At 72.8% G+C, this 19,278-nt stretch carries 17 protein-coding genes; 8 read left to right on the forward strand and 9 right to left on the reverse strand.

The features are described 5' to 3' along the window. Window positions 1–13: 13 nt before the first annotated feature. Entirely contained in the window at window positions 14–1,384 is a 1,371-nt protein-coding gene (locus ACZ79I_RS37475) for a VWA domain-containing protein (RefSeq protein ID WP_471503902.1), read from the reverse strand. Continuing rightward, complete coding sequence (locus ACZ79I_RS37480) at window positions 1,381–2,238, reverse strand: AAA family ATPase (protein WP_471505473.1); 858 nt, start codon at window positions 2,236–2,238, stop codon at window positions 1,381–1,383. The genes ACZ79I_RS37475 and ACZ79I_RS37480 overlap by 4 nt, the downstream gene beginning before the upstream one ends. A gap of 343 nt (window positions 2,239–2,581) precedes the next feature. Here ACZ79I_RS37480 and ACZ79I_RS37485 point away from each other — a divergent pair, with 343 nt between their 5' ends. Further along, window positions 2,582–3,700: a GNAT family N-acetyltransferase gene (locus tag ACZ79I_RS37485; RefSeq protein WP_471503904.1), complete on the forward strand. Its 1,119-nt coding sequence runs from the start codon at window positions 2,582–2,584 to the stop codon at window positions 3,698–3,700. A gap of 70 nt (window positions 3,701–3,770) precedes the next feature. Here the strand turns inward: ACZ79I_RS37485 and ACZ79I_RS37490 are convergent, their stop codons facing one another. Beyond that, window positions 3,771–4,445 (reverse strand): response regulator transcription factor, encoded by a 675-nt coding sequence (locus tag ACZ79I_RS37490; RefSeq protein WP_471503906.1) that lies wholly within the window; start codon window positions 4,443–4,445, stop codon window positions 3,771–3,773. After that, window positions 4,442–5,668: a sensor histidine kinase gene (locus ACZ79I_RS37495; RefSeq protein ID WP_471503909.1), complete on the reverse strand. Its 1,227-nt coding sequence runs from the start codon at window positions 5,666–5,668 to the stop codon at window positions 4,442–4,444. Before ACZ79I_RS37495 ends, ACZ79I_RS37490 begins: the two co-directional genes overlap by 4 nt. 264 nt (window positions 5,669–5,932) lie before the next feature. Here ACZ79I_RS37495 and ACZ79I_RS37500 point away from each other — a divergent pair, with 264 nt between their 5' ends. The 5 genes from ACZ79I_RS37500 (at window position 5,933) to ACZ79I_RS37520 (ending at window position 12,141) form a co-directional block, all read left to right on the forward strand. Further along, window positions 5,933–6,688 (forward strand): ABC transporter ATP-binding protein, encoded by a 756-nt coding sequence (locus tag ACZ79I_RS37500; RefSeq protein ID WP_471503911.1) that lies wholly within the window; start codon window positions 5,933–5,935, stop codon window positions 6,686–6,688. 18 nt (window positions 6,689–6,706) lie between these two features. Then, window positions 6,707–7,447, forward strand: coding sequence for an ABC transporter permease (locus tag ACZ79I_RS37505; RefSeq protein ID WP_471503913.1), 741 nt, complete (start codon window positions 6,707–6,709; stop codon window positions 7,445–7,447). Between the two features lie 228 nt (window positions 7,448–7,675). After that, window positions 7,676–9,094: an aldehyde dehydrogenase family protein gene (locus ACZ79I_RS37510; RefSeq protein ID WP_471503915.1), complete on the forward strand. Its 1,419-nt coding sequence runs from the start codon at window positions 7,676–7,678 to the stop codon at window positions 9,092–9,094. 96 nt (window positions 9,095–9,190) lie between these two features. Then, window positions 9,191–10,747 carry a GMC family oxidoreductase gene (locus ACZ79I_RS37515; RefSeq protein WP_471503917.1) on the forward strand — a complete coding sequence of 519 codons (1,557 nt, stop codon included), beginning with the start codon at window positions 9,191–9,193 and terminating at the stop codon, window positions 10,745–10,747. Window positions 10,748–10,878: 131 nt separating this feature from the next. Continuing rightward, window positions 10,879–12,141, forward strand: a complete 1,263-nt coding sequence (locus ACZ79I_RS37520) for a PucR family transcriptional regulator (RefSeq protein WP_471503919.1) — start codon at window positions 10,879–10,881, stop codon at window positions 12,139–12,141. An 80-nt stretch (window positions 12,142–12,221) separates the two neighbouring features. Here the strand turns inward: ACZ79I_RS37520 and ACZ79I_RS37525 are convergent, their stop codons facing one another. The 4 genes from ACZ79I_RS37525 to ACZ79I_RS37540 form a co-directional block, all read right to left on the reverse strand. Next, window positions 12,222–13,856 carry a solute symporter family protein gene (locus tag ACZ79I_RS37525; protein WP_471503922.1) on the reverse strand — a complete coding sequence of 545 codons (1,635 nt, stop codon included), beginning with the start codon at window positions 13,854–13,856 and terminating at the stop codon, window positions 12,222–12,224. Beyond that, on the reverse strand, window positions 13,853–14,206 hold the full coding sequence (locus ACZ79I_RS37530; RefSeq protein WP_471503924.1) for a DUF485 domain-containing protein: 354 nt from the start codon (window positions 14,204–14,206) through the stop codon (window positions 13,853–13,855). Before ACZ79I_RS37530 ends, ACZ79I_RS37525 begins: the two co-directional genes overlap by 4 nt. Window positions 14,207–14,601: 395 nt before the next feature. Beyond that, window positions 14,602–14,907: a hypothetical protein gene (locus ACZ79I_RS37535; protein ID WP_471503926.1), complete on the reverse strand. Its 306-nt coding sequence runs from the start codon at window positions 14,905–14,907 to the stop codon at window positions 14,602–14,604. Window positions 14,908–14,954: 47 nt separating this feature from the next. Continuing rightward, window positions 14,955–16,604: a long-chain fatty acid--CoA ligase gene (locus ACZ79I_RS37540; protein ID WP_471505476.1), complete on the reverse strand. Its 1,650-nt coding sequence runs from the start codon at window positions 16,602–16,604 to the stop codon at window positions 14,955–14,957. A 239-nt stretch (window positions 16,605–16,843) separates the two neighbouring features. Between ACZ79I_RS37540 and ACZ79I_RS37545 the strand changes: the two genes are divergently transcribed. Further along, window positions 16,844–17,980 carry a GAF domain-containing sensor histidine kinase gene (locus ACZ79I_RS37545; protein WP_471503928.1) on the forward strand — a complete coding sequence of 379 codons (1,137 nt, stop codon included), beginning with the start codon at window positions 16,844–16,846 and terminating at the stop codon, window positions 17,978–17,980. Then, on the forward strand, window positions 17,977–18,609 hold the full coding sequence (locus tag ACZ79I_RS37550) for a response regulator (RefSeq protein ID WP_471503930.1): 633 nt from the start codon (window positions 17,977–17,979) through the stop codon (window positions 18,607–18,609). The genes ACZ79I_RS37545 and ACZ79I_RS37550 overlap by 4 nt, the downstream gene beginning before the upstream one ends. An 84-nt stretch (window positions 18,610–18,693) precedes the next feature. Here ACZ79I_RS37550 and ACZ79I_RS37555 read toward each other — a convergent pair whose 3' ends face one another. Then, complete coding sequence (locus tag ACZ79I_RS37555; RefSeq protein ID WP_471503932.1) at window positions 18,694–19,179, reverse strand: hypothetical protein; 486 nt, start codon at window positions 19,177–19,179, stop codon at window positions 18,694–18,696. Window positions 19,180–19,278 lie beyond the last annotated feature (99 nt).

Here is a 19,278-nt window from a genome sequence, read left to right on the forward strand (position 1 = left end):
TCGGCCGGCGGGGTCAGACCGGCAGCAGGCGGCTGATCAGTCCGCTGAGCTGCCGGGTGTTGCGGCACTCGTGCATCTCGACGAGTTCGGCGTAGGCGGGCGCGGCGGAGTCGCCGGTGCCCCACTGCGAGCGCGGCTCGGGGTTGAGCCAGTAGAGGCGGCGCGCCTGTGCGGAGAGCTGCCGCACGGCCGCCAGGTTGGGGTCGCTCATGTTCGTACGGGCGTCACCCAGGACGAACACGGTCGTCCTGGCTCCCACGGCGTCGGCGTACCGCCCGGTGAACTCGCCGAAGGCGACGCCGTAGTCGCTGCTGCCGTGCCAGCCCGTCAGCGTGGCCTCCGAGCGGATCCTGGCGCCCAGTCCCGCCGGATCGGCGGCGCCCGGTGCCAGCATCCCGGTCACCTCGTCGATCCGGTTCACGAAGGCGAACACCCGCACCTTGCTGAACTGGTCACGCAGCGCCTGCACCAGCAGCATCGTGAAGTCGGAGAATCCCGACACGGAGCCCGACACATCGCACAGCAGCACCAGCTCCGGCCGCACCGGGCGGCGCCGGCGCAGCACGGGACGCATCGGCACCCCGCCCGTCGACAGCGACCCGCGCAGCGTCCGCCGCAGATCGATGGTGCCGCGGGCGGCGCGCCGGCGGCGGGCGGCCAGCCGGGTGGCCAGTTTGCGCGCGAGCGGCTGCACAGTCCTGCGCAACTCGGCGAGCTGCGCCTTTCCCGCGTACAGGAAGTCGACCCGGTCTGCCGTACCGGCCACGGCCCTTCGCGCGATCTCGTCCCGGCCGCGCCGCTCGGCGACCCGGCGCCGGGCCTCCACCGCGACCTGTGCCCGGAAGAACTCGATGCGCCGACGGATCTCGTCGTCGAGCAGCCGGTCGGCGAACCCCGTCCCGCCGGCCTGGGCCCTGAGGGAGTCGCGTACGCGCGCCAGCAGCGTCTGCGGACGGATCCGGTCGAGCGTCTGGGACGACGACCAGCCGCCCGACCCCGCGGAGGACCCGTACCCGCCGAAGCCGTCCACCGCCTCGGCCGCCAACCGCGCCATCATCGCCCGGTCGTCGGCCGCGAGAGCGTCCGCGAGCCGGTCGCGCAGGCCCTCCCGGTCCGCGGAGCCCCCGGTGTCCGGTGCCCCGACGCGCAGCGGGAAGTACACCTCGAAGACCGGATCGAACACCCGCCGCTGCCCCGCGTTGTGCAGCAGTGCGGCTGCCAGCCCTTCGCGCAGCCGCTCCCGGTCCGCCAGGCCGAGCGCCTCCACCGTCCGCGCGGCGTCCACGGTCTCGCCGGTTCCGATCCGTAGGCCGTGCGAGCGCAGCGCGCCGACGAGCCCCGTCAGCCGCTCGCTGAGACCCGCCCCGGGCACTGCGGCGGTCATACGGCGTCCAGGTCGAGCTTGGCCGCGGCCTTGAGGATGTCGTCCTGATGCTTGAGGAGGACGCCGAGGCTGCCGCGTACGACGGTCTCGTCGAGGGTGCCGGCTCCGAGCGCGACCAGCGTGTGCGCCCAGTCGATGGTCTCGGCGACCGACGGGACCTTCCGCAGATCCATCGCACGCAGCGCCCCGACCACCCGTACCAGGGAATCGGCCAGCGCCTCGTCGAGGCCCGGCACCTTCAGACGGACGATGCTGCGTTCCAGCTCCGCCTCGGGGAAGCCGATGTGGAGGAAGAGGCAACGGCGGCGCAGCGCCTCGGACAGCTCGCGGCTCGCGTTCGACGTGAGGACCACGAAGGGACGGCTGGTCGCGGTGATCGTCCCCAGCTCCGGGACGGTGACCTGGAAGTCGCTGAGCACTTCGAGCAGCAGGCCCTCCACCTCGACGTCGGCCTTGTCGGTCTCGTCGATCAGCAGCACCTTCGGGTCGTCTCCGCGGATCGCGGTCAGCAGCGGACGCGGCAGCAGGAATTCCTCGCTGAAGATGTCCGTGCGCGTCTCGTCCCATGTCTCGTCACGGCCCGCGCTGATGCGCAGCAGTTGCTTGGCGTGGTTCCACTCGTACAGGGCCCGTGATTCGTCGACGCCTTCATAGCACTGCAGCCGCACCAGCCGGGCCCCGGCGACCTGCGCGACGGCCTTGGCGAGTTCCGTCTTGCCGACGCCGGCCGGGCCCTCCACCAGAAGGGGCTTGCCGAGCCGGTCGGCCAGGAAGACGGTCGTGGCGACGGCGGGCGAGGCCAGATAGCCGGTTTCGGCGAGACGGGCGGAGACGTCGTCGACGGATGTGAACAGCAACGGGGCCCCCAGCTGAAGCGTGGCGGAAGTCGGCGGGCCCATCTAAGCGCTTGTTCAGGGCGCGTGTCACGTGTGACGGCGCCCACGGAGAAGAAGCGGAAGGCCGTCTCCGCGCCGCATGCGCGAGCGTAGTCTTTTGTTGGCGCCCGGCACCCTTGACAGCGTGCGTACTGTTTCGCGACGTTTGAGCCTTGCCGAGCATTTCGGGACGCGGACAGCGCGTCACAGGGGGGAGCACCGTCCATGCGATCCATGAGCACTCGTCACCATGCCGTGCCGGCCTGCGCCGGCGCCGCCCGCAGGTTCCTCGCGGAGGGTGTGGAAGGGCGGTTGATGTGAGATGGACATCACCATCCACGGAGCCGGCGAGCTGAGCGACCCGCTTCGCCGGGCCTGGCACCAGGCCATGGACGCGTCGCCCGTATACGCCAACCCTTTCCTGGCACCGGAGTTCGCGCTCGGGATCGGCAGGTACCGCGCCGGGGCACGGGTGGCCGTCCTGCGCGAGGACGGCCGGCCCGTCGGGTTCTTCCCCTACGAGCGCAACGCCCTCGGCGTGGGCCGGGCCATCGGTCTCGGCCTGTCCGACTGCCAGGCCCTCGTACACGCCCCCGGCGTCTCCTGGGACGCCCAGGACCTGCTGCGGGCCTGCGGGTTGTCCATCTTCGAGTTCGACCACCTCGTCGCGGAGCAGGAGCCGTTCGGCAGACATGTCACGGGGACCTTCGCCTCACCGGTGATCGACGTGAAGCCGGGCGACGGCGACTACCCGCAGTGGCTGCGCGGCGCCTACCCGGGGCTGGCCAAGACGGTGCTGAAGAAGGAACGCCGTCTGGGGCGCGACCTGGGCGAGGTGCGGTTCGTCGCCGACGAGCGCGATCCGCGGGCGCTGCGCACACTCATGCGGTGGAAGTCCGCCCAGTACCGCCGGACGGGACGGATGGACCGGTTCTCCCGGCCGTGGATCGTCGGCCTGGTGGACCATCTGTTCCGTATCCGCGAGGAGCACTTCACCGGCGTGCTGTCGGTGCTGTACGCCGGCGACCGGCCGGTGGCCGCGCACTTCGGGCCGAGATCGAGCACGGTGCTCGCGGCCTGGTTCACCGCCTACGACCCGGAACTGCGCTACTACTCGCCCGGGCTGACGATGCACCTTCGGCTGGCCGAGGCGGCGGCCCGGCACGGCGTGACCCTCGTGGACCTCGGACGAGGCGACAAGGAGTACAAGGACTGGCTCAAGACCCGCGAACTGCGCGTGGGCGAAGGGTTCGTGGCCCGGCCCCATCCGGTGGCCGCGGCCTACCGGATGTGGCGCAGACCGGTGCGCGGCCTGCGCAACACCGTCCTGGCCCATCCGCGGCTGCGGGAACCGGCCGACCGGGTCCTGAAGACGGTCGGCACCCTGCGCACGTCGCACGGCGGCACGGACTCCGGCCGAGCGGGATCCTGCACCCGCTGAGCGGCACTGCGCAGGCGCCCCGTACCCGTACCCGTACCCTGCCGCGTCCGCGCCGCGCCCGCGTGCCGGTCTATGCCGATGCGGCGAGGCCGCTGCGATGGGCGAAGACGACGAGCTGGGCGCGGTCGCGGGCGCCGACCTTGACCATGGCGCGGTTCACATGCGTCTTCACGGTGGCCGGGCTGAGCACGAGCCGCCCGGCGATCTCGTCGTTGGACAGCCCGGTCGCCACGAGTGCGGTGATCTGCCGCTCCCGGTCGGTGAGCGCCTCCAGCCCGCGGCGGGCCCTGTCGTCCAGGGGCTCCGGAGTGCTGGGACCGGCGAGGAACCGGCTGATGAGGCTTCGGGTCGCGGCGGGGGACAGCAGCGCGTCGCCCCGGCTGACCGTACGGACCGCCTGCAGCAGTTCCTCCGCCTCGGCGCTCTTGCCCAGGAAGCCGCTGGCCCCGGCGCGCAGCGCCTCGAAGACGTACTCGTCGATCTCGAAGGTGGTCAGGATCAGGACCTTCACCCCGGCGAGGTCCTCGTCACCGGTGATCAGACGGGTCGCCGCGAGACCGTCGAGGACCGGCATCCGGATGTCCATCAGGACCAGGTCGGCCTGGGCGGCCTTGGCCAGCCGCACCGCTTCGCGTCCGTCGCCCGCCTCGCCGACGACCTCGATGTCCGGCGCCGGTTCGAGCAGGGACTTGAAGCCGGTGCGCACCAGGGGCTGATCGTCGGCGATGACTACGCGGATGGTCACGGGGCGGCCTCCGGAGTGAGGTCGAGGGGCTGGTAGGGCAGGTCCGCGGCCACCTGGAACGTGCCGTCCGGACGTGGACCGGCGGTGAAGCGCCCGCCGAGGGCGAGGACCCGTTCGCGCATGCCCACGATGCCGTGCCGGCCGGTCGGCACCCGGCCCGGGGGACGTGCGCGTCCCCCGGCCGCTCGCCCGCCCCCCAGGTCGTCGACGGTGATGCGCAGCTCCTGCCGGTCGTAGCGCAGGACGAGGCGCGCCTTCCGCCGGCCCGAGTGCTTGTACACGTTGGTGAGCGACTCCTGGATCACCCGGTACGCGGTGAGATCGGCCGCGGGCGCCAAGGGGACGACGGTGCCGTCGACGTGGCGGTCGACGTCCAGGCCGGAGGCGCGCAGCGCGGCGAGCAGTTCCTCCAGCCCGTCCAGTCCGGGGGCGGGTATCGCGGTGGGTGCGACGGCGTCCCCCGGTTGCCTCAGCAGGCTCACCGTGTCGCGCAGTTCCCCCAGCGCCCTGCGGCTGGCGGACTTCACATGGCCGAGCGCCTCGCGGGCCGCCGTGGCGTCGCCGTCGAGCGCCTGCCCGGCGACGTTGGACTGCACGCTGATGAGCGCCAGATGGTGCCCGACGCTGTCGTGCAGGTCGCGGGCGATGCGCAGCCGCTCCTCGGTGACCCGGCGCTGTGCGTCCCGCTCGCGCTCGCGTTCCGCGCGCTCCGCGCGCCCCTCGACCTCGGCGAGGTAGGCGCGGCGGTTGCGGGAGGAGTCGCCCGCCGCGATCGCCAGACCTCCGAGCGCGATGAACGCCAGGTTCTGCGGGCCCAGCAGCGCCGGCTTGTGCGCCGCGTGGAGGAGGGCGAGCGCGGCCACCGCGGACGCCCCCAGGATCAGGCCGCGCCGGCGCTCCACGAGGTCGGCGACCGTGTAGAGGGCGATCAGCGGGGCCAGCAGGACCAGCACCCCGCCGGTGCCGCGGTTCTGGGCGAGGAACACCTCCGCGGCCCCCGCGCTGACCGCCAGGGTCTCCAGCGGGCGACGGCGCCGGGCGGCCAGCACCCCGCAGGCGAGGGCGACGTACCCGAGCGCCACGGTGCGGTTGCCCACGGCGGCGGCGGAACGCCCGGCGAACGTCGTCACCGCCGTGGCGGCGAAGACGGCACAGGCGATCGCCGCGTCCGCCAGATGCGCATGCCGGCGGACCGCGCCACGCAGGTGGCCGATGGCATTCATGCCTTCACGATAGGCGGGCGCGCCCGGCCCGCCGTCGGCCGTGCGCGGCAGCCCGGCCTACTCCGGGCGCGGTAGACGGCGGCGCCGGCCACTGCGTACGCGGTGGCCGAGGTTGCCGTGCCGGGGCGACGACACGCCACCCACGGGTCGGGGACGGTGGTCGCGGCGCCTGGGGGGGCGCCGCGACCACCTCATCGACACCGACGAAAAGGGGAGAACCCCGATGCACCCGATCTTTACGCCGGTCCCGCACCGGAGGACGTCATGAACGCCGGCGTCACCGTCGACGGCCTGACCAAGCGGTACGGCGCGGTGACCGCCGTCGACGGACTGACCTTCGAGGTCGAGCCGGGCGTGGTGACCGGGTTCCTCGGCCCCAACGGGGCAGGCAAGACCACCACACTGCGCATGCTCCTGGGCCTGGTGCGGCCCACCGCGGGCAGGGCCCTGATCGACGGTCTCCGCTACGCCGAACTGGACGCGCCGAGAAGGGCCGTGGGCGCGGTGCTGGAGGCGACCGGGTTCCATCCCGGCCGGCGCGGACGCGACCACCTGCGGATCCTCGCCCGGGCCGGCGGAATCCCTCGTGCACGCGTTGAGGAGGTACTGGACCGGGTCGGGCTGGCCGAGGCCGCGCACCGGCGGGTGGGCGGTTACTCCCTCGGCATGCGGCAACGGCTCGGTCTGGCCGGCGCCCTGCTCGGCGACCCGGGCGTGCTCGTCCTGGACGAACCCGCCAACGGCCTGGACCCGGCGGGCATGGCCGAACTGCGGGAGCTGCTGCGCGACCTGGCCGGCGAGGGTCGCACCGTCCTGATGTCCAGCCATGTGCTGAGCGAGGTGGAGCAGACCGTGGACCGCGTGGTCATCGTCGCGGGCGGCACGCTGCGCTACGCGGGCCCGCTGGCCGAACTGACCGGAGCGAAGGGGGAGACGCTCGAAGCGGCGTTCCTCCGGCTGACGTCCACCCGGGATTCCGACCCCGTGCCCGGCGCCGCGACCGCGCCGGCCCGCGGCTGAGCGCGAGGAGCGAGCACCATGAACACCCTGATCCGTACCGAGGTACTGAAACTGCGCACCGTCCGCAGCCCGTGGCTGCTGCTGGCGGCCTCTCCGCTGCTGGTCGCCGCGGGCGTCAGCGGCCTCGTGGTCTCCGGCAAGGACGTGCACGACCCGGCCATGCAGAGCCAGGCGCTCGCCCACGTGGGCGTGGCCTCGCTCTTCACGCTGGTCTTCGGGATCCTCGCGGTCGCCGGGGAGTACCGGCACAGGACGATCACCGACACCTACCTGAGCACCCCTTCCCGCGGCCGTGTCGTCGGCGCGAAGCTGCTGGTCCACGCCGTCTTCGGTGCCCTCTCCGGCGTGGTGAGCGGCCTCGTGGGCCTGCTCGTCGCCGCGGCCTGGTGGGCGGGCAAGGACGTGGCCTTCGCATGGGCGGACTCGTCGATGTGGACCACGATCGGCGGCGGCATCGCCTGGAACGCCGCGTTCGCCGCCATCGGCGTCGGAGTAGGGGCGCTCATCCGTGGCGTCGTCGGCGCGGTCGCCGCCGCGCTGGCGTGGGTCGCCCTGGTCGAGGGCATCGTCGGTCAGCTGATCGGCGACCTGGCCCGCTGGCTGCCCTTCAACGCCGGCCAGGCGCTCGGCGCCGGAGCCAAGGCCATCGGGTCCCAGGACCTGCTGCCGCGCTGGGGCGGCGGCACCGTCCTCGCGGTCTACACGCTTGTCTTCGCGGTCCTCGCCGTCACCACGTCCATGCGACGCGACGTGTCCTGACCACCGGGACCTTCGCGGACACCGCTCCCCGGTGCACCACGTGCACCGGGGGCCGGGAGCGACCGCAGCCGTTCCCCGTCCCCGGCGTCCGGGGCGTCCGGCGTCCGGTGTCCGCCCTGTGCGGATGCACAATCGCGTGGCCCGATCCCGCGTCACCGTTCCATCGACCCCGCCGCAACGGCTCGCGCACACTGCCGGGAAACATCGGGTCGCCCAAGGAGCACAGCCATGAGGACATACAGCGGGCACTTCATCGACGGGACGTGGACGCAGCCGCGGAACGCCGACGTGATCGAGGTCGTCAACCCCGCGGACGAGCGCGTGATCGGCTCGATCCCGGCCGGTACGCCCGAGGACGTCGACCGGGCCGTGCGCGCGGCCGCCCGGGCGTTCGAGGAGTGGTCCAGGGCGACTCCCGAGGTCCGCGCGGACTATCTGCGGCGGATCCACGAGGCGCTGGAGGAGCGTGCGGAGGACATCGCGCGCCTGGTGGCGAGCGAGGTCGGCACCCCCGTCCAGGAGAGCCGCGTCCTGCAGTCCGGACTGCCCGTGTTCACCTTCGGCCACGCCGCCGAACTGGCGACCGGTTTCGACTTCGGGCCGGAGGAGATCGGCAACTCCCACGTCGTGCGCGAGCCCGTCGGCGTCGTCGGCTGCATCACGCCGTGGAACTTCCCGCTGCACCAGGTCTCCCTGAAGGTGGCGCTCGCGCTGGCCGCGGGCTGCACCGTCGTGCTCAAGCCCTCCGAGGTGGCCCCGCTGTCGGCCATGCTCCTGGCGGAGATCGCCGAGTCCGTGGGGCTGCCCGCCGGAGTGTTCAACGTGGTGACCGGATACGGCCCGGTGGTGGGCGAGGCACTGGTGGCCCACCCCGACGTGGCGATGGTCTCCTTCACCGGATCGACCCGGGCCGGCCGGCGTGTGGCGGCTCTCGCGGCGGAGACCGTCAAGAAGGTGGCGCTCGAACTCGGCGGCAAGTCCCCCAACATCATCCTGGACGACGCCGACCTGGAGGCCGCGGTCACCGACGGTGTGGCAAAGTGCTACCTCAACTCCGGTCAGACCTGCATCGCCCTCACCCGCATGCTCGTCCCGCGGGAGAGGCTGGAGGAGGCCGGGCGGATCGCCGCCCAGGTGGCACGCGGCTACCGTGTCGGCGACCCACAGGACGAGGAGACGCAGATCGGCCCCATGGTCTCCGACGTCCAGCTCAAGCGCGTACGCGACTACATCGCGGCCGGGATCGCCGAGGGGGCGACCCTGCTCACGGGAGGCCCCGACGCGCCGCACGAGGGGCCCGGCTACTTCGTGGCCCCCACCGTCTTCAGCGACGTGACCAACGACATGACCATCGCCCGCGAGGAGATCTTCGGGCCCGTGCTGTCGATCCTTCCCTACGACTCCGAGGAGGATGCCGTCGCCATCGCCAACGACACGCCCTACGGTCTCGCCGGCGCCGTCTGGTCGGGCGACCCCGAGCGGGCACGGGCCGTCGCCCGCCGGATCCGGGCCGGGATGGTCGACGTGAACGGCGGCGCGTTCAACCCCCTCGCCCCGTTCGGCGGTTACAAGCAGTCCGGCGTGGGGCGGGAGGCCGGGCGCCTGGGCTTCGAGGAGTTCCTGGAGACCAAGGCCATCCAGCACTGACCGCCCGCCGAACGCCGCCCGCCGGACGCCGCCCGCCGCCCGCCTGACGCAGGAGCGCCGTCCGCGGGCTGCCGGCCGCCCGAGAGAGGACACACCATGTACGACTACATCATCGTGGGCGCGGGATCCGCGGGCTGCGTGCTCGCCGCCAGGCTCAGCGAGGACCCGGACGTGCGCGTCCTGCTCGTGGAGGCCGGCCCGGCCGACGACGCGCAGGAGATCCACGTTCCGGCCGCCTTCGCGAAGCTGTTCCGCAGTAAGTACGACTGGGACTACCTGACGGAACCCGAGCCGGGTCTCGACGGACGCCGGCGCTATCTGCCGCGCGGCCGCATGCTCGGCGGCTCCTCGTCGATGAACGCCATGATCTACATCCGCGGCAACCGCCGCGACTACGACGCCTGGGCCGCCGCCGGAGCCAAGGGGTGGGGCTGGGACGACGTCCTGCCGTACTTCCTGCGCTCCGAGGACCATCACGGCGGAGCCTCCGCATGGCACGGCGCCGGCGGCCCGCTCCCGGTCAGCCCCGGACGGTCCCGCAGCCCCCTCGTCGACGCCTTCGTGGCTGCGGCGCGCCAGGCGGGGCACCCGTTCAACCCCGACTTCAACGGTCCCGAGCAGGACGGCGTCGGCTACTACGAGCTGACCCAGCGCGACGGCATGCGGTGCAGCACGGCCGTCGCCTACCTGCGGCCCGCCGTGGAACGCCCCAACCTCTCCGTGCTCACCGGAGCGCAGTGCACCAGGATCCTCTTCGACGGGGAACGCGCCGTCGGCGTCGAGCTGGACGAGGGCGGGCCGGCACGGGAGATCCGGTGCGAGCGGGAGGTGATCCTCTCGGCGGGCGCCTACAACTCACCGCAGCTGCTCATGCTCTCCGGCATCGGCGTCGCCGACGACCTCGCGGCCCTCGGCATCACACCCAGGGCCGACCTGCCGGTGGGCGAGAACCTGCAGGACCATCCGCACCTGGCCGTGGTCCACCTCACCGGCACCGAGTCCCTGCTCACCGCGGAGACGCCGGAGAACGTACGGCTGCTGGAGAGCGAAGGGCGCGGGCCCCTCACCTCGAACGTCGGTGAGGGCGGCGGGTTCTTCCGGACCACCGGCGGTCTCGACGCCCCCGACGTGCAGATCCACGCCGTGCCGGCGATGTTCCACCAGGAGGGGTTGGGAGCGGCCACCGACCACGCCTTCCACATCGGCGCGGTACTGCTCGCCCCCACCAGCCGCGGAAAGGTCCTGCTGCGGTCGGCGCTGCCCAGTGCCAAGCCGCGCATCCTGCACAACTACCTGGCCACCGAGGAGGACCGGGCCGCGGCGGTACGCGCCCTGCGGCTGGTGCGGGACATCGCCGGACGGCCCGCCCTGCGGGAGCACCGCCGGTCGGACTTCCTGACACCCGCGTCCGACGGCGACGCCGACCTGCTGGCGTACGCACGGCGCGAACTGCAGACCCTGTACCACCCCACGAGCACCTGCGCGATCGGCCCCGTCGTCGACCCCGAGCTGCGGGTGCACGGTGTGTCGGGGCTGCGGGTGGTGGACGCCTCGGTCATGCCGACCGTCGTCCGGGGCAACACCAACGCGCCCACGATCATGATCGCGGAGCGCGCCGCGGACCTCATCCGCGGAACGGTGGCCACCGCCTGACGCCGGCGGCCCCTCGTCACCGCCCCCTCGTGTGGTTACTCTGCCAGTGGCCCGGCCGGGACCGGGCCACTGGCCCGTCGTGGTGGGACCCTCCGCGCGGCGGTCCCGCTCACCTCGCTGCGGGAGCCCGAATGACTGCCACCTCTCACGACGACGGCGTACGCGCCGACGACCGTCTGCGCGGCTTGATCGATGTGCTGTTGCCGGGAATCGACCGGTTCGCCGACGTGCTCACCCGCCGGATCACGGAGGAGGAGGACGCCTATCGCGATCACGGCCAGGTGAAGTACGGCCAGCTGCGCGCCTCCTGTGCCGACAATCTGCACTCCATGGTCAGCCAGCTGGGCCGGGACGCCCTCGATCTGCGCGTTCCGCAGGACACCGGCCGTTTCAAGGCCGAGCACGAGGTGCCGCTGTCGGCGGTGACCCACGCCTACCGGCTCGCCGGGCGCTTCCTGTGGGAGTGCGCCCTGGCCGAGGCGGGAGACGCCGTCACCCGGGAGATGCCGCACGTCGCCACCGCGGTCTGGTCGGTCAGTGACGCCTTCACCGATGCGGTGGCGGTGGCCTACCGCGAGGCCATGTCCGAAAGGGCCCACCGGGACCGGCAGGTCAGGAGCCTGCTGCTGGCCGCGCTGCTCGACGGCAGGCTGGACGAGGGCGCGCACCTGTGGGAGTGCGCGGACGCGCTGCGGCTGCCGCAGCGCGGCGTCTTCGCGGTGGTCAGCGCCGAGAGAAGGGCCGGCGGCGGTGCGGCGGACGAGGACGCGCTGCACGACGTGGAGGGCGCACTGCGTGCCCTCGGTATCTGGTCGGTCTGGCGCCTGGAGGACGACGCCCAGGTGGGGCTGCTCTCGCTGCGGTCCCCACGGAGCCTTGCGCAGGCCATGGACCTCATGCGCAGGCGCGGCGCCGGACGGGTGGGGGTGAGCACCCTCTTCCACGGACTGGAGCAGGCGCCGGGCGCCTACCGCCAGGCGCGTCTGGCCTGCGCCTGTGTCGAGCCGGGCGTTCGCGACGTGGCCTCCTACGGTGACGCGCCGGTACGGCTGATGGTGGTGAGCGCCCCCGACTCCGCCCAGCACGCGGTGCGCGAGGTGCTCAGTCCCGTTCTCGGCCTTCCGGCCCACGAACGGGACGTGCTGCTGGAGACGCTGAGCCGGTGGTTCGACTCGGGCGGGTCCGCCACCGAGACCGCCGCGCGGATGTACTGCCACCGCAACACCGTGACCCACCGGCTGCGGCGGGTGCAGGAACTCACCGGGCGTTCGGCCGCCGACCCGGTGGGGGCGAGCGAGATCCACCTGGCGCTGGAGGCGCACCGGCTGCTGACGGGGCCTCGGCCCACGGGGCCCGCCGATCCGGCCGATCCGGCCGGTCCCGCCGGTCCGTGAGACGCGGGCGTTCCGGGACATGGGCGTCCCCCCGTCCGTGAGGACGGGGGGACGCCGGACGCCCATGCCGGTGACGGCGTTCAGGGGATCGGTACATCACCCGCCGCGTACCCGTGCTGCGAGACGGATCCGGTACCCGCTCCCAGCAGGACCCGGGCCTCCACATCCGCGTACGCGGCACCGCCCCGTTCCCTCCCGTCGAGGACGGAGCCCAGCCAGCCGAGCAGGAAGCCGAGCGGGACGGACACCACCGCCGGGTTGCTGAGGGGGAAGACGGCGAAGTCCATGTCCGGCAGCAACGCGGCCGGATCTCCGGACAGGGCGGGGGAGAGCAGCACCAGCAGCACCGAGGACAGCAGTCCCCCGTAGATGCTCCAGAGCGCTCCCCTGGTGGTGAAGCCCTTCCAGTACAGGTGGTACAGCAGCGCCGGCAGGATCGCGGAGGCGGCGACGGCGAAGGCCAGACCCACCAGGAACGAGATGTTCTGGCCCTGCGCGTACATGGACAGCCCCGTCGCGGTGAGCCCGATCAGCAGCACACCGCCCCTGGCGACCAGGAGTTCACTCTTCTCCGAGGCCCTGCCGCCCCTCAGCCCGACCTGGTAGAGGTCGTGCGCCAGCGCGGTCGACGCGGCCAGCACGATCCCGGCGACCACCGCGAGGATGGTGGTGAAGGCGACACAGGAGATCAGGGTGAGCAGGAACGCGCCGCCGAGCGACTCGGCCAGCAGCAGGACGGCGGAGTTGCCCGTGGGGCTGTCGGCCGCGATGGCCCCCCGTCCGAGCAGCGCCACCGCGCCGAAGCCCAGCACACCGGCCGCCAGGCAGAACGCCACCGTCAGCCCGGTCGCCCAGGTGACCGATCCACGGGCCGCCCGTGCCGTGGGCACCGCCCTGAGCCGCATGAGCAGGTGCGGCAGCCCCGCGGCTCCCAGCAGCACCGCCAGTTGCATGCTCAGCGAGTCGAGCCGGCCCACACCGTCGTCGCCGTAGCGGATACCGGGCCGCAGGAAGTCGGCGCCCAGACCGCTGTGGCTGGCCGCCCGGCTCAGCAGGGCGGCGGGGTTCCAGCCGTAGCGGGACATGACGAGGAGGGCCAGGTACCCGCCCCCGCCGAGCAGCACCACGGCCTTGACCAGTTGCACGGCCGTGGTCGCCCGCATGCCGCCGATCACCACGTAGATCACCATGAGGATGCCGAGCGCCCCCACCATGATCTGCCGTGCGCCGATGCTGTCCAGGCCCAGGATCGGGGCGGCGAGCGCCCCGGCGCCGACCAGTTGGGCGATCACGTACACCAGGGAGATGACGAGGGTGGCGGTTCCCGCGGCCAGATGCACGGACCGGGGACGCAGACGCCGCCCCAGGCTGTCGCCGATCGTGTAGCGCCCGGTGCTGTGGAAGGGCTCGGCGATCAGCAGGAGCATGACGACCCAGGCGACGATCGGTCCCAGGAGGTAGGGGATGCCGTCGTACCCCGCCAGCGCGACCACGCCGGGGGAACCGAGCAGGGTGGCGGCCGACATGTAGTCGCCGAAGAGGGCCAGACCGTTGCGCGCCGGGGTGAGCCGGCCGTCGCTGACGTAGAAGTCGCCCGGGGTGACCCGGTCCGTCGTCACCCACAGGGCCAGGAACAGAGCGCTGGTCACGAAGACGGCGAAGACCACGAACACGGGGAACGCGCCGGAGGCTCCCAGAGACACGGCAAGGCTCATCGCGCCTCACCCCGCTCGTCGAGCCGGTCCCGCAACTGCGAGCGGTCGGGGTCGAGCCGGGTCCTGGCATGGCGGGTGTACCACCGGACCGCCCAGACGGTGGTGACGCACTGCAGGAGGCTCAGGGCCAGACCGGTGTTCAGCGGTCCCGCGATCGGTACGGCCATGACGCCGCGCGCCTCGCTGGCCAGCAGGCCGTTCAGCAGGTAGAGCGCGATCACGGCGCCCGTGACGGTGAAGACCGGGCGCCGGTGTGCCGCCCGCAGACGCAGCAGGGCCGGTTCGGTCTGGAGCCGCTCGGCGACGGGCGGGGCCGTGGCCCGGTGTGCGGCGGGGCGGTCAGGGGGCACCGGCCCCCACGACGGGCCGGGACCCGGCCGGTGGCCGGGTCCCCTCGACGGCCCCTGTCCCTGCCAGGGACCGTCGCCGTGCCAGTGGCCCGACCCTTGTCCGGGACCGTCGCCGTGCCAGTGGCCCGACCCTTGTCCGGGACCGTCGCCGTGCCAGTGGCCCGACCCTTGTCCGGGACCGTCGCCGTGCCAGTGGCCCGACCCTTGCCCGGAACCGTCGCCGTGCCAGGGACCGGACCCCTGACCGGACCCCTGACCGGACCCCTGACCGGACCCCTGACCGGACCCCTGACCGGAACCGTCGCCGTGCCAAGGACCCGCACCCAGCCCAGGACCGGACCCCCGCCGGGGGTCGGGTCTGCGTCGCGGGGGCGGTGGTGGCGGGAACGCCGGGCTCATGACGTCCCTCCCAGCCGTTCCGCGCGGGCGGTGCCGGCCGGGTCGCGAGCGAGCTCCCGTGCCATGCGATGGGCCCAGCGGCGCCGTTCGCCCTGCCGGCGGCCGCCCGACGCGGCCTCCTCGCACAGCGCTCGGGTGTACCGGCCGGCCAGCTCGTGCCGTCCGCCGACGCGTTCGACGGTCTCGGCGATGGCTTGGAGCAACTCCGCGTCGGAATACAGGGACTCGTGATCGAGCCGGCTCAGATACAGGGCCGACACCGACTGAGGATCCCCTTCGGAGGGCAGGGTCATGCGGCTCATGACAGTTCCTCGGGCAGGTGGATGGATGGTCCCGGACGGAGCGCCGCTCACGAGATGACGTCGACGGCCAGCTCCCCGTCCGCGTACTGCTTGCGCAGCGTCTTCTTGTCGAACTTGCCGACGGACGTCTTGGGCACCGCGCCGAGAAGCGCCCAGCGCTCCGGCACCTGCCAGGCGGCCACCTTGCCGGCGAGGAACCGCCGCAGTTCGTCGTGCGTGACCCCGCTGCCGTCCCGGAGCACGACCGTGGCCAGGGGACGCTCCCCCCATTTGTCGTCCGGGACCGCGACGACGCAGGCCTCGGCCACCGCAGGGTGCGCCATGAGGTGGTTCTCCAGCTCGACGGACGAGATCCACTCCCCACCGGACTTGATCACGTCCTTGACCCGGTCGGTGAGGGTGAGGAAGCCGTCGGCGCTGATGGTTCCGACGTCACCGGTGCGCAGCCAGCCGTCGTGGAACTTCTCCGGGTCGTCGTCGAGGTGGTACGAGCCGGTGATCCAGGGACCGCGCACCTCCAGCTCGCCGACGCTCCGCCCGTCCCAGGGCAGAACGGCACCGTCCTGGCCGATGAGCCGGGCCTCCACCGGCGCCGGGAAGCGTCCCTGGCTGAGGCGGTAGCGCCAGGCGTCCTCCGCGTCGGCGCCCTCGGGGGCGCGGGCCAGGGCGCCCAGCGGCGAGACCTCGGTCATTCCCCACGCGTGCAGCAGCCGGATCCCCAACTCGTCCTCGTAGGCCCGCATCAGTGAGGGCGGGCAGGACGAGCCGCCGACGACGGCCTCCCGGAGGCTGGAGATGTCGGCCTCGGGGTGCTGCCGGACGTGGTCGGCCAGTCCCTGCCACACCGTGGGCACACCCGCGCCCTTGTTGGGGCGGGAGGCGGCGATGAACCGGGCGAGCGGTGCGGGTGCCAGGAACCGGTCCGGCATGGCGAGCGAGGCCCCGGTGAGGAAGGCCGCGTACGGCAGGCCCCATGCCTGGGCGTGGAACTGCGGGACGATGGCGAGCAGGCGGTCCGCGGCGGAGATGTTCATGAGGTCCGGCAGACTGATGCCCAGCGAGTGCAGGTACAGCGAGCGGTGGCTGTAGACGACGCCCTTGGGGTTGCCCGTCGTGCCGGAGGTGTAGCACATGGCCGCCGCCTGGTTCTCGTCCAGGTCCGGCCAGTCGTACGTCCCGGGCCGGTCCGCCAGCAGCCGCCCGTAGTCGTGGACGGCCACCGGACCGCCGTCGGGCAGAAGAGAGGAATCCGCCTCGCCGTTGACGATGACGTGCCGCACCGTGCGCATGCCGGGCAGCAGCGCGGTGAAGACGGGCAGCAGGGAACCGTCGACGATGACGACCGTGTCTTCGGCGTGGTCGGCGATATAGGTGAGCTGCTCGGGGAAGAGGCGGATGTTCAGGGGGTGGATCACGGCGCCCATGGCGGGCACGGCCAGGTACGCCTCCAGGTGCTCCTGGTTGTTCCACATGAAGGTGGCCACCCGGTCACCGGGGCGCACGCCGAGGCCGGCCAGGGCGTGGGCGAGCGCGGCGGCGTTGCGGCCGACCGTTGCGTAGTCGGCGCTGCGGGTGCCGCCGCCGGTGGCGGTGACGACCTCACTGCCGCTGTGCAGCGTCATGCCGTTCTCCAGCAGCCTGCGGACGAGCAGGGGCACGGCCTGCATGGTGCTGGGGATGACCTGGGGGCTGGGCATGTGCGTGGGTGTTCCTTCGGTGTCGGCGTCGGTGAGCGGCTCCGTCACGTCACCGACCGTTGCGGCTCTTGCCGCGATCCTGGGCCCCTCCGTCGGGTGCGGGTAGCTCCAGGGGGAGGTATGAGTTCGGAGGTCTCCGTTCGGAGATGGTCACCGCCGTGGCGACGGGGGAGGATGCGGAAGCGGAGCGCACCTGTCGCTTCTGGTCCGCCGGCGGGAGACGACCTACCATGACGAACGTGTCAGACGGGAGCCGGGACCGGCCGTTGCCTGGCGTCCTGTTCGAGCTCACCGAGGGATACGGCGAGATCATCGCGCTGCTCGACCAGTCCGCCGCCATGCGCCGCATCGTGGACGACGTGCCCGAGCTGAGCGGGGTCGACGTCGCGTGGGTGGGGGAACCGGACGGCGCCGACCGGCTGGTGCTCGGGCATGTCGTGCATGCCCGCACGCCCGCGGTGGACGGTCTGGTCGTGTCCGCCGGGTGCGGGCTGGGCGGGCAGGTCATGCTCCGGCGCCGCCCCCTGTGGGTCAGTGACTACCGGCGCTCCGACACCATCACCCACCACTTCAACGCCCAGGCGGAGACGGAGGGCCTCGGCGCGATGATCGCGGTCCCCGTCATCCATGACGACCGGCTGCTGGGCGTCCTGTACGGCTCGAACCGGGAGACCTCCGTGTTCAGTGACCGGACGACCCAGGCGCTGGAACAGGCGGCGAGCCGGGCCGCGGCCGCCGCCGTCGTGGCGGAGCGTGCCCGTCACGCGGCCGAGGTGGCGGTGCACGAAGAACGGCGCCGGCTCGCGCTGGACCTGCACGACACGGTGGGGGCCATGCTGTTCACCCTGGGGACCGGCATCCGCACGCTGGCCGAGGAACTGCCGGCCGGGGACGCCGTGTCGGCGCGTCTGGGAGACCTGGAGGAGCAGGCGATCCAGGCGGCCGCCGCGTTGCGCGTGTCGCTGCACGCGCTGCACGCGCCGCCGGAGGAGGTCGCGCTCGGCGTCGCGCTGCGTGCCGACTGCAAGGCCTTCCAGCAGCGCACCGGCGTGATCGCCCGGCTGATCATGGTGACCGAGGTGCCGGGACTGCCCGCGGTCCGGATCAAGGCACTGACCGACGCGGCGCGGGAGGCACTGCTCAACGTCGAGAAGCATGCGCGCGCCCGCTCCGTCGTGATGAGCGTGTTCAGGCAGTCCGGGGGTGTGTGCGTGACCATCGCCGACGACGGGGCCGGTCTGCCCTCCGAGGACGCCTCGCACCGCGGCATCGGCCTGTCCACCATGTCGGAGCGACTGGAACGCGTCGGCGGCCGGGTCAGCGTCGGCGGCAACGAGGACGGCGGCGTGACCGTCCAGGCGTGGGTGCCGGCGTGAACGAACCGACGGTACGCGTCCTGGTCGTGGACGACCACCCCATCGTCCGTGACGGTGTCGCCCTGGCGCTGGGCAACGCCTCCTGGATCACGGTCTCCGGATACGCGAGTTCGGGCCGGGACGCGATCAGTGAGACGGAGCGGCTGGTGCCCGACGTGGTCCTGCTGGACCTGCGCCTGCCCGACATGCTCGCCCCCGAGGTCGTCCGCGAGCTGCGGACCCGCGTACCCGGTGTCAAAGTCGTGATCTTCACCGCCTATCCCGAGCATGCCGCTCTGGAGGACGCGCTGAACGCCGGGGCGCACGCGGTGGTCGTGAAGGACGCCGAGAGGTCGGACCTGGTGGACGTCGTCCGCCGGGTCCATGCCGGGGAACGGGTGGTGCGCACCAGCCCGGACAACCTCCTCAGCGCGCTGCTGAACCGGAAGCTCAAGGACAGCGGCCTCACCCGCCGCGAGTACGAGATCCTGCGCCGGGTGGCGATGGGCGAGACGAACCAGGAGATCGCGGACGTGCTCGGTCTGACCCGGAACACCGTCAAGACCTATATCCAGCGGACGCTGGAGAAGCTGGGTGCCCGCAACCGGGTGGAGGCCCTGGCGCGGGCGAGCGAGCGCGGGATCCTCTAGCGGCCCCACCGGCACCGGCCCGCCGGGCGGCTGACGCCGCGGCGGGCCCGGCCACGGGCGAGGGGCTCCGGGGTGACCGGCGGCCTACCGGGCTGCGCCGTCGCGCGGGGAGACGACGAGTGCCGCACCCAGCCCCGTCAGGAGTGCGCCCAGGCCGGTGACCAGCGACGTCACTTCCCATGCCTGGTAGGCGGACATGAGGGAGGCGCGCAGCGTCTCGCCCATGAACGCGGTCTGGCGGAGGTCGGACAGCTTCTCGTCGTCCCCGGCGGCGTGCAGTTCCGCGGTGATCTCGGAGTAGGTGCGGCCGTCGGTCGCACGGGCCAGGCTCCCCTTGATCATTTCCGCGAAGACGCGGGCCTGGGGTCCGGTCTCGACGGGCCGGCCGGCAAGATCGGCGAGGTGGGCGGGAAGTCCGCGCCGCGGAAAGAAGATCTTCTGGGCGGTCAGCTCCGCGCGGATGTCCTTGCGGCCGCCGCGGCCGCGCCACAGCATCACCGGCCCGGCGGCCAGCATGGCCGCGCCCACCGCCTTGAGCAGGGCGTCGGCTCCGCGGTTCGTCACTGTCATGGGTGTTCTTCCTCGGGTGGGGACAGGGGCTGTCCGGCTCGTCGAAGGCTGGGGGAGGCGATGACCGCTCGTGGCGCCGCCCGGGGGCGCCGGCCCGGG

This window comes from Streptomyces sp. PSU-S4-23 (genome assembly GCF_055632315.1).

Excerpts from the sequence above, each read along its gene's own strand:
- ACZ79I_RS37475 (WP_471503902.1), bottom strand. The coding sequence starts at position 1,384 with ATGACCGCCGCAGTGCCCGGGGCGGGTCTCAGCGAGCGGCTGACGGGG.
- ACZ79I_RS37485 (WP_471503904.1), top strand. The coding sequence starts at position 2,582 with ATGGACATCACCATCCACGGAGCCGGCGAGCTGAGCGACCCGCTTCGC.
- ACZ79I_RS37495 (WP_471503909.1), bottom strand. The coding sequence starts at position 5,668 with ATGAATGCCATCGGCCACCTGCGTGGCGCGGTCCGCCGGCATGCGCAT.
- ACZ79I_RS37500 (WP_471503911.1), top strand. The coding sequence starts at position 5,933 with ATGAACGCCGGCGTCACCGTCGACGGCCTGACCAAGCGGTACGGCGCG.
- ACZ79I_RS37505 (WP_471503913.1), top strand. The coding sequence starts at position 6,707 with ATGAACACCCTGATCCGTACCGAGGTACTGAAACTGCGCACCGTCCGC.
- ACZ79I_RS37510 (WP_471503915.1), top strand. The coding sequence starts at position 7,676 with ATGAGGACATACAGCGGGCACTTCATCGACGGGACGTGGACGCAGCCG.
- ACZ79I_RS37515 (WP_471503917.1), top strand. The coding sequence starts at position 9,191 with ATGTACGACTACATCATCGTGGGCGCGGGATCCGCGGGCTGCGTGCTC.
- ACZ79I_RS37520 (WP_471503919.1), top strand. The coding sequence starts at position 10,879 with ATGACTGCCACCTCTCACGACGACGGCGTACGCGCCGACGACCGTCTG.
- ACZ79I_RS37525 (WP_471503922.1), bottom strand. The coding sequence starts at position 13,856 with ATGAGCCTTGCCGTGTCTCTGGGAGCCTCCGGCGCGTTCCCCGTGTTC.
- ACZ79I_RS37535 (WP_471503926.1), bottom strand. The coding sequence starts at position 14,907 with ATGAGCCGCATGACCCTGCCCTCCGAAGGGGATCCTCAGTCGGTGTCG.
- ACZ79I_RS37540 (WP_471505476.1), bottom strand. The coding sequence starts at position 16,604 with ATGCCCAGCCCCCAGGTCATCCCCAGCACCATGCAGGCCGTGCCCCTG.
- ACZ79I_RS37555 (WP_471503932.1), bottom strand. The coding sequence starts at position 19,179 with ATGACAGTGACGAACCGCGGAGCCGACGCCCTGCTCAAGGCGGTGGGC.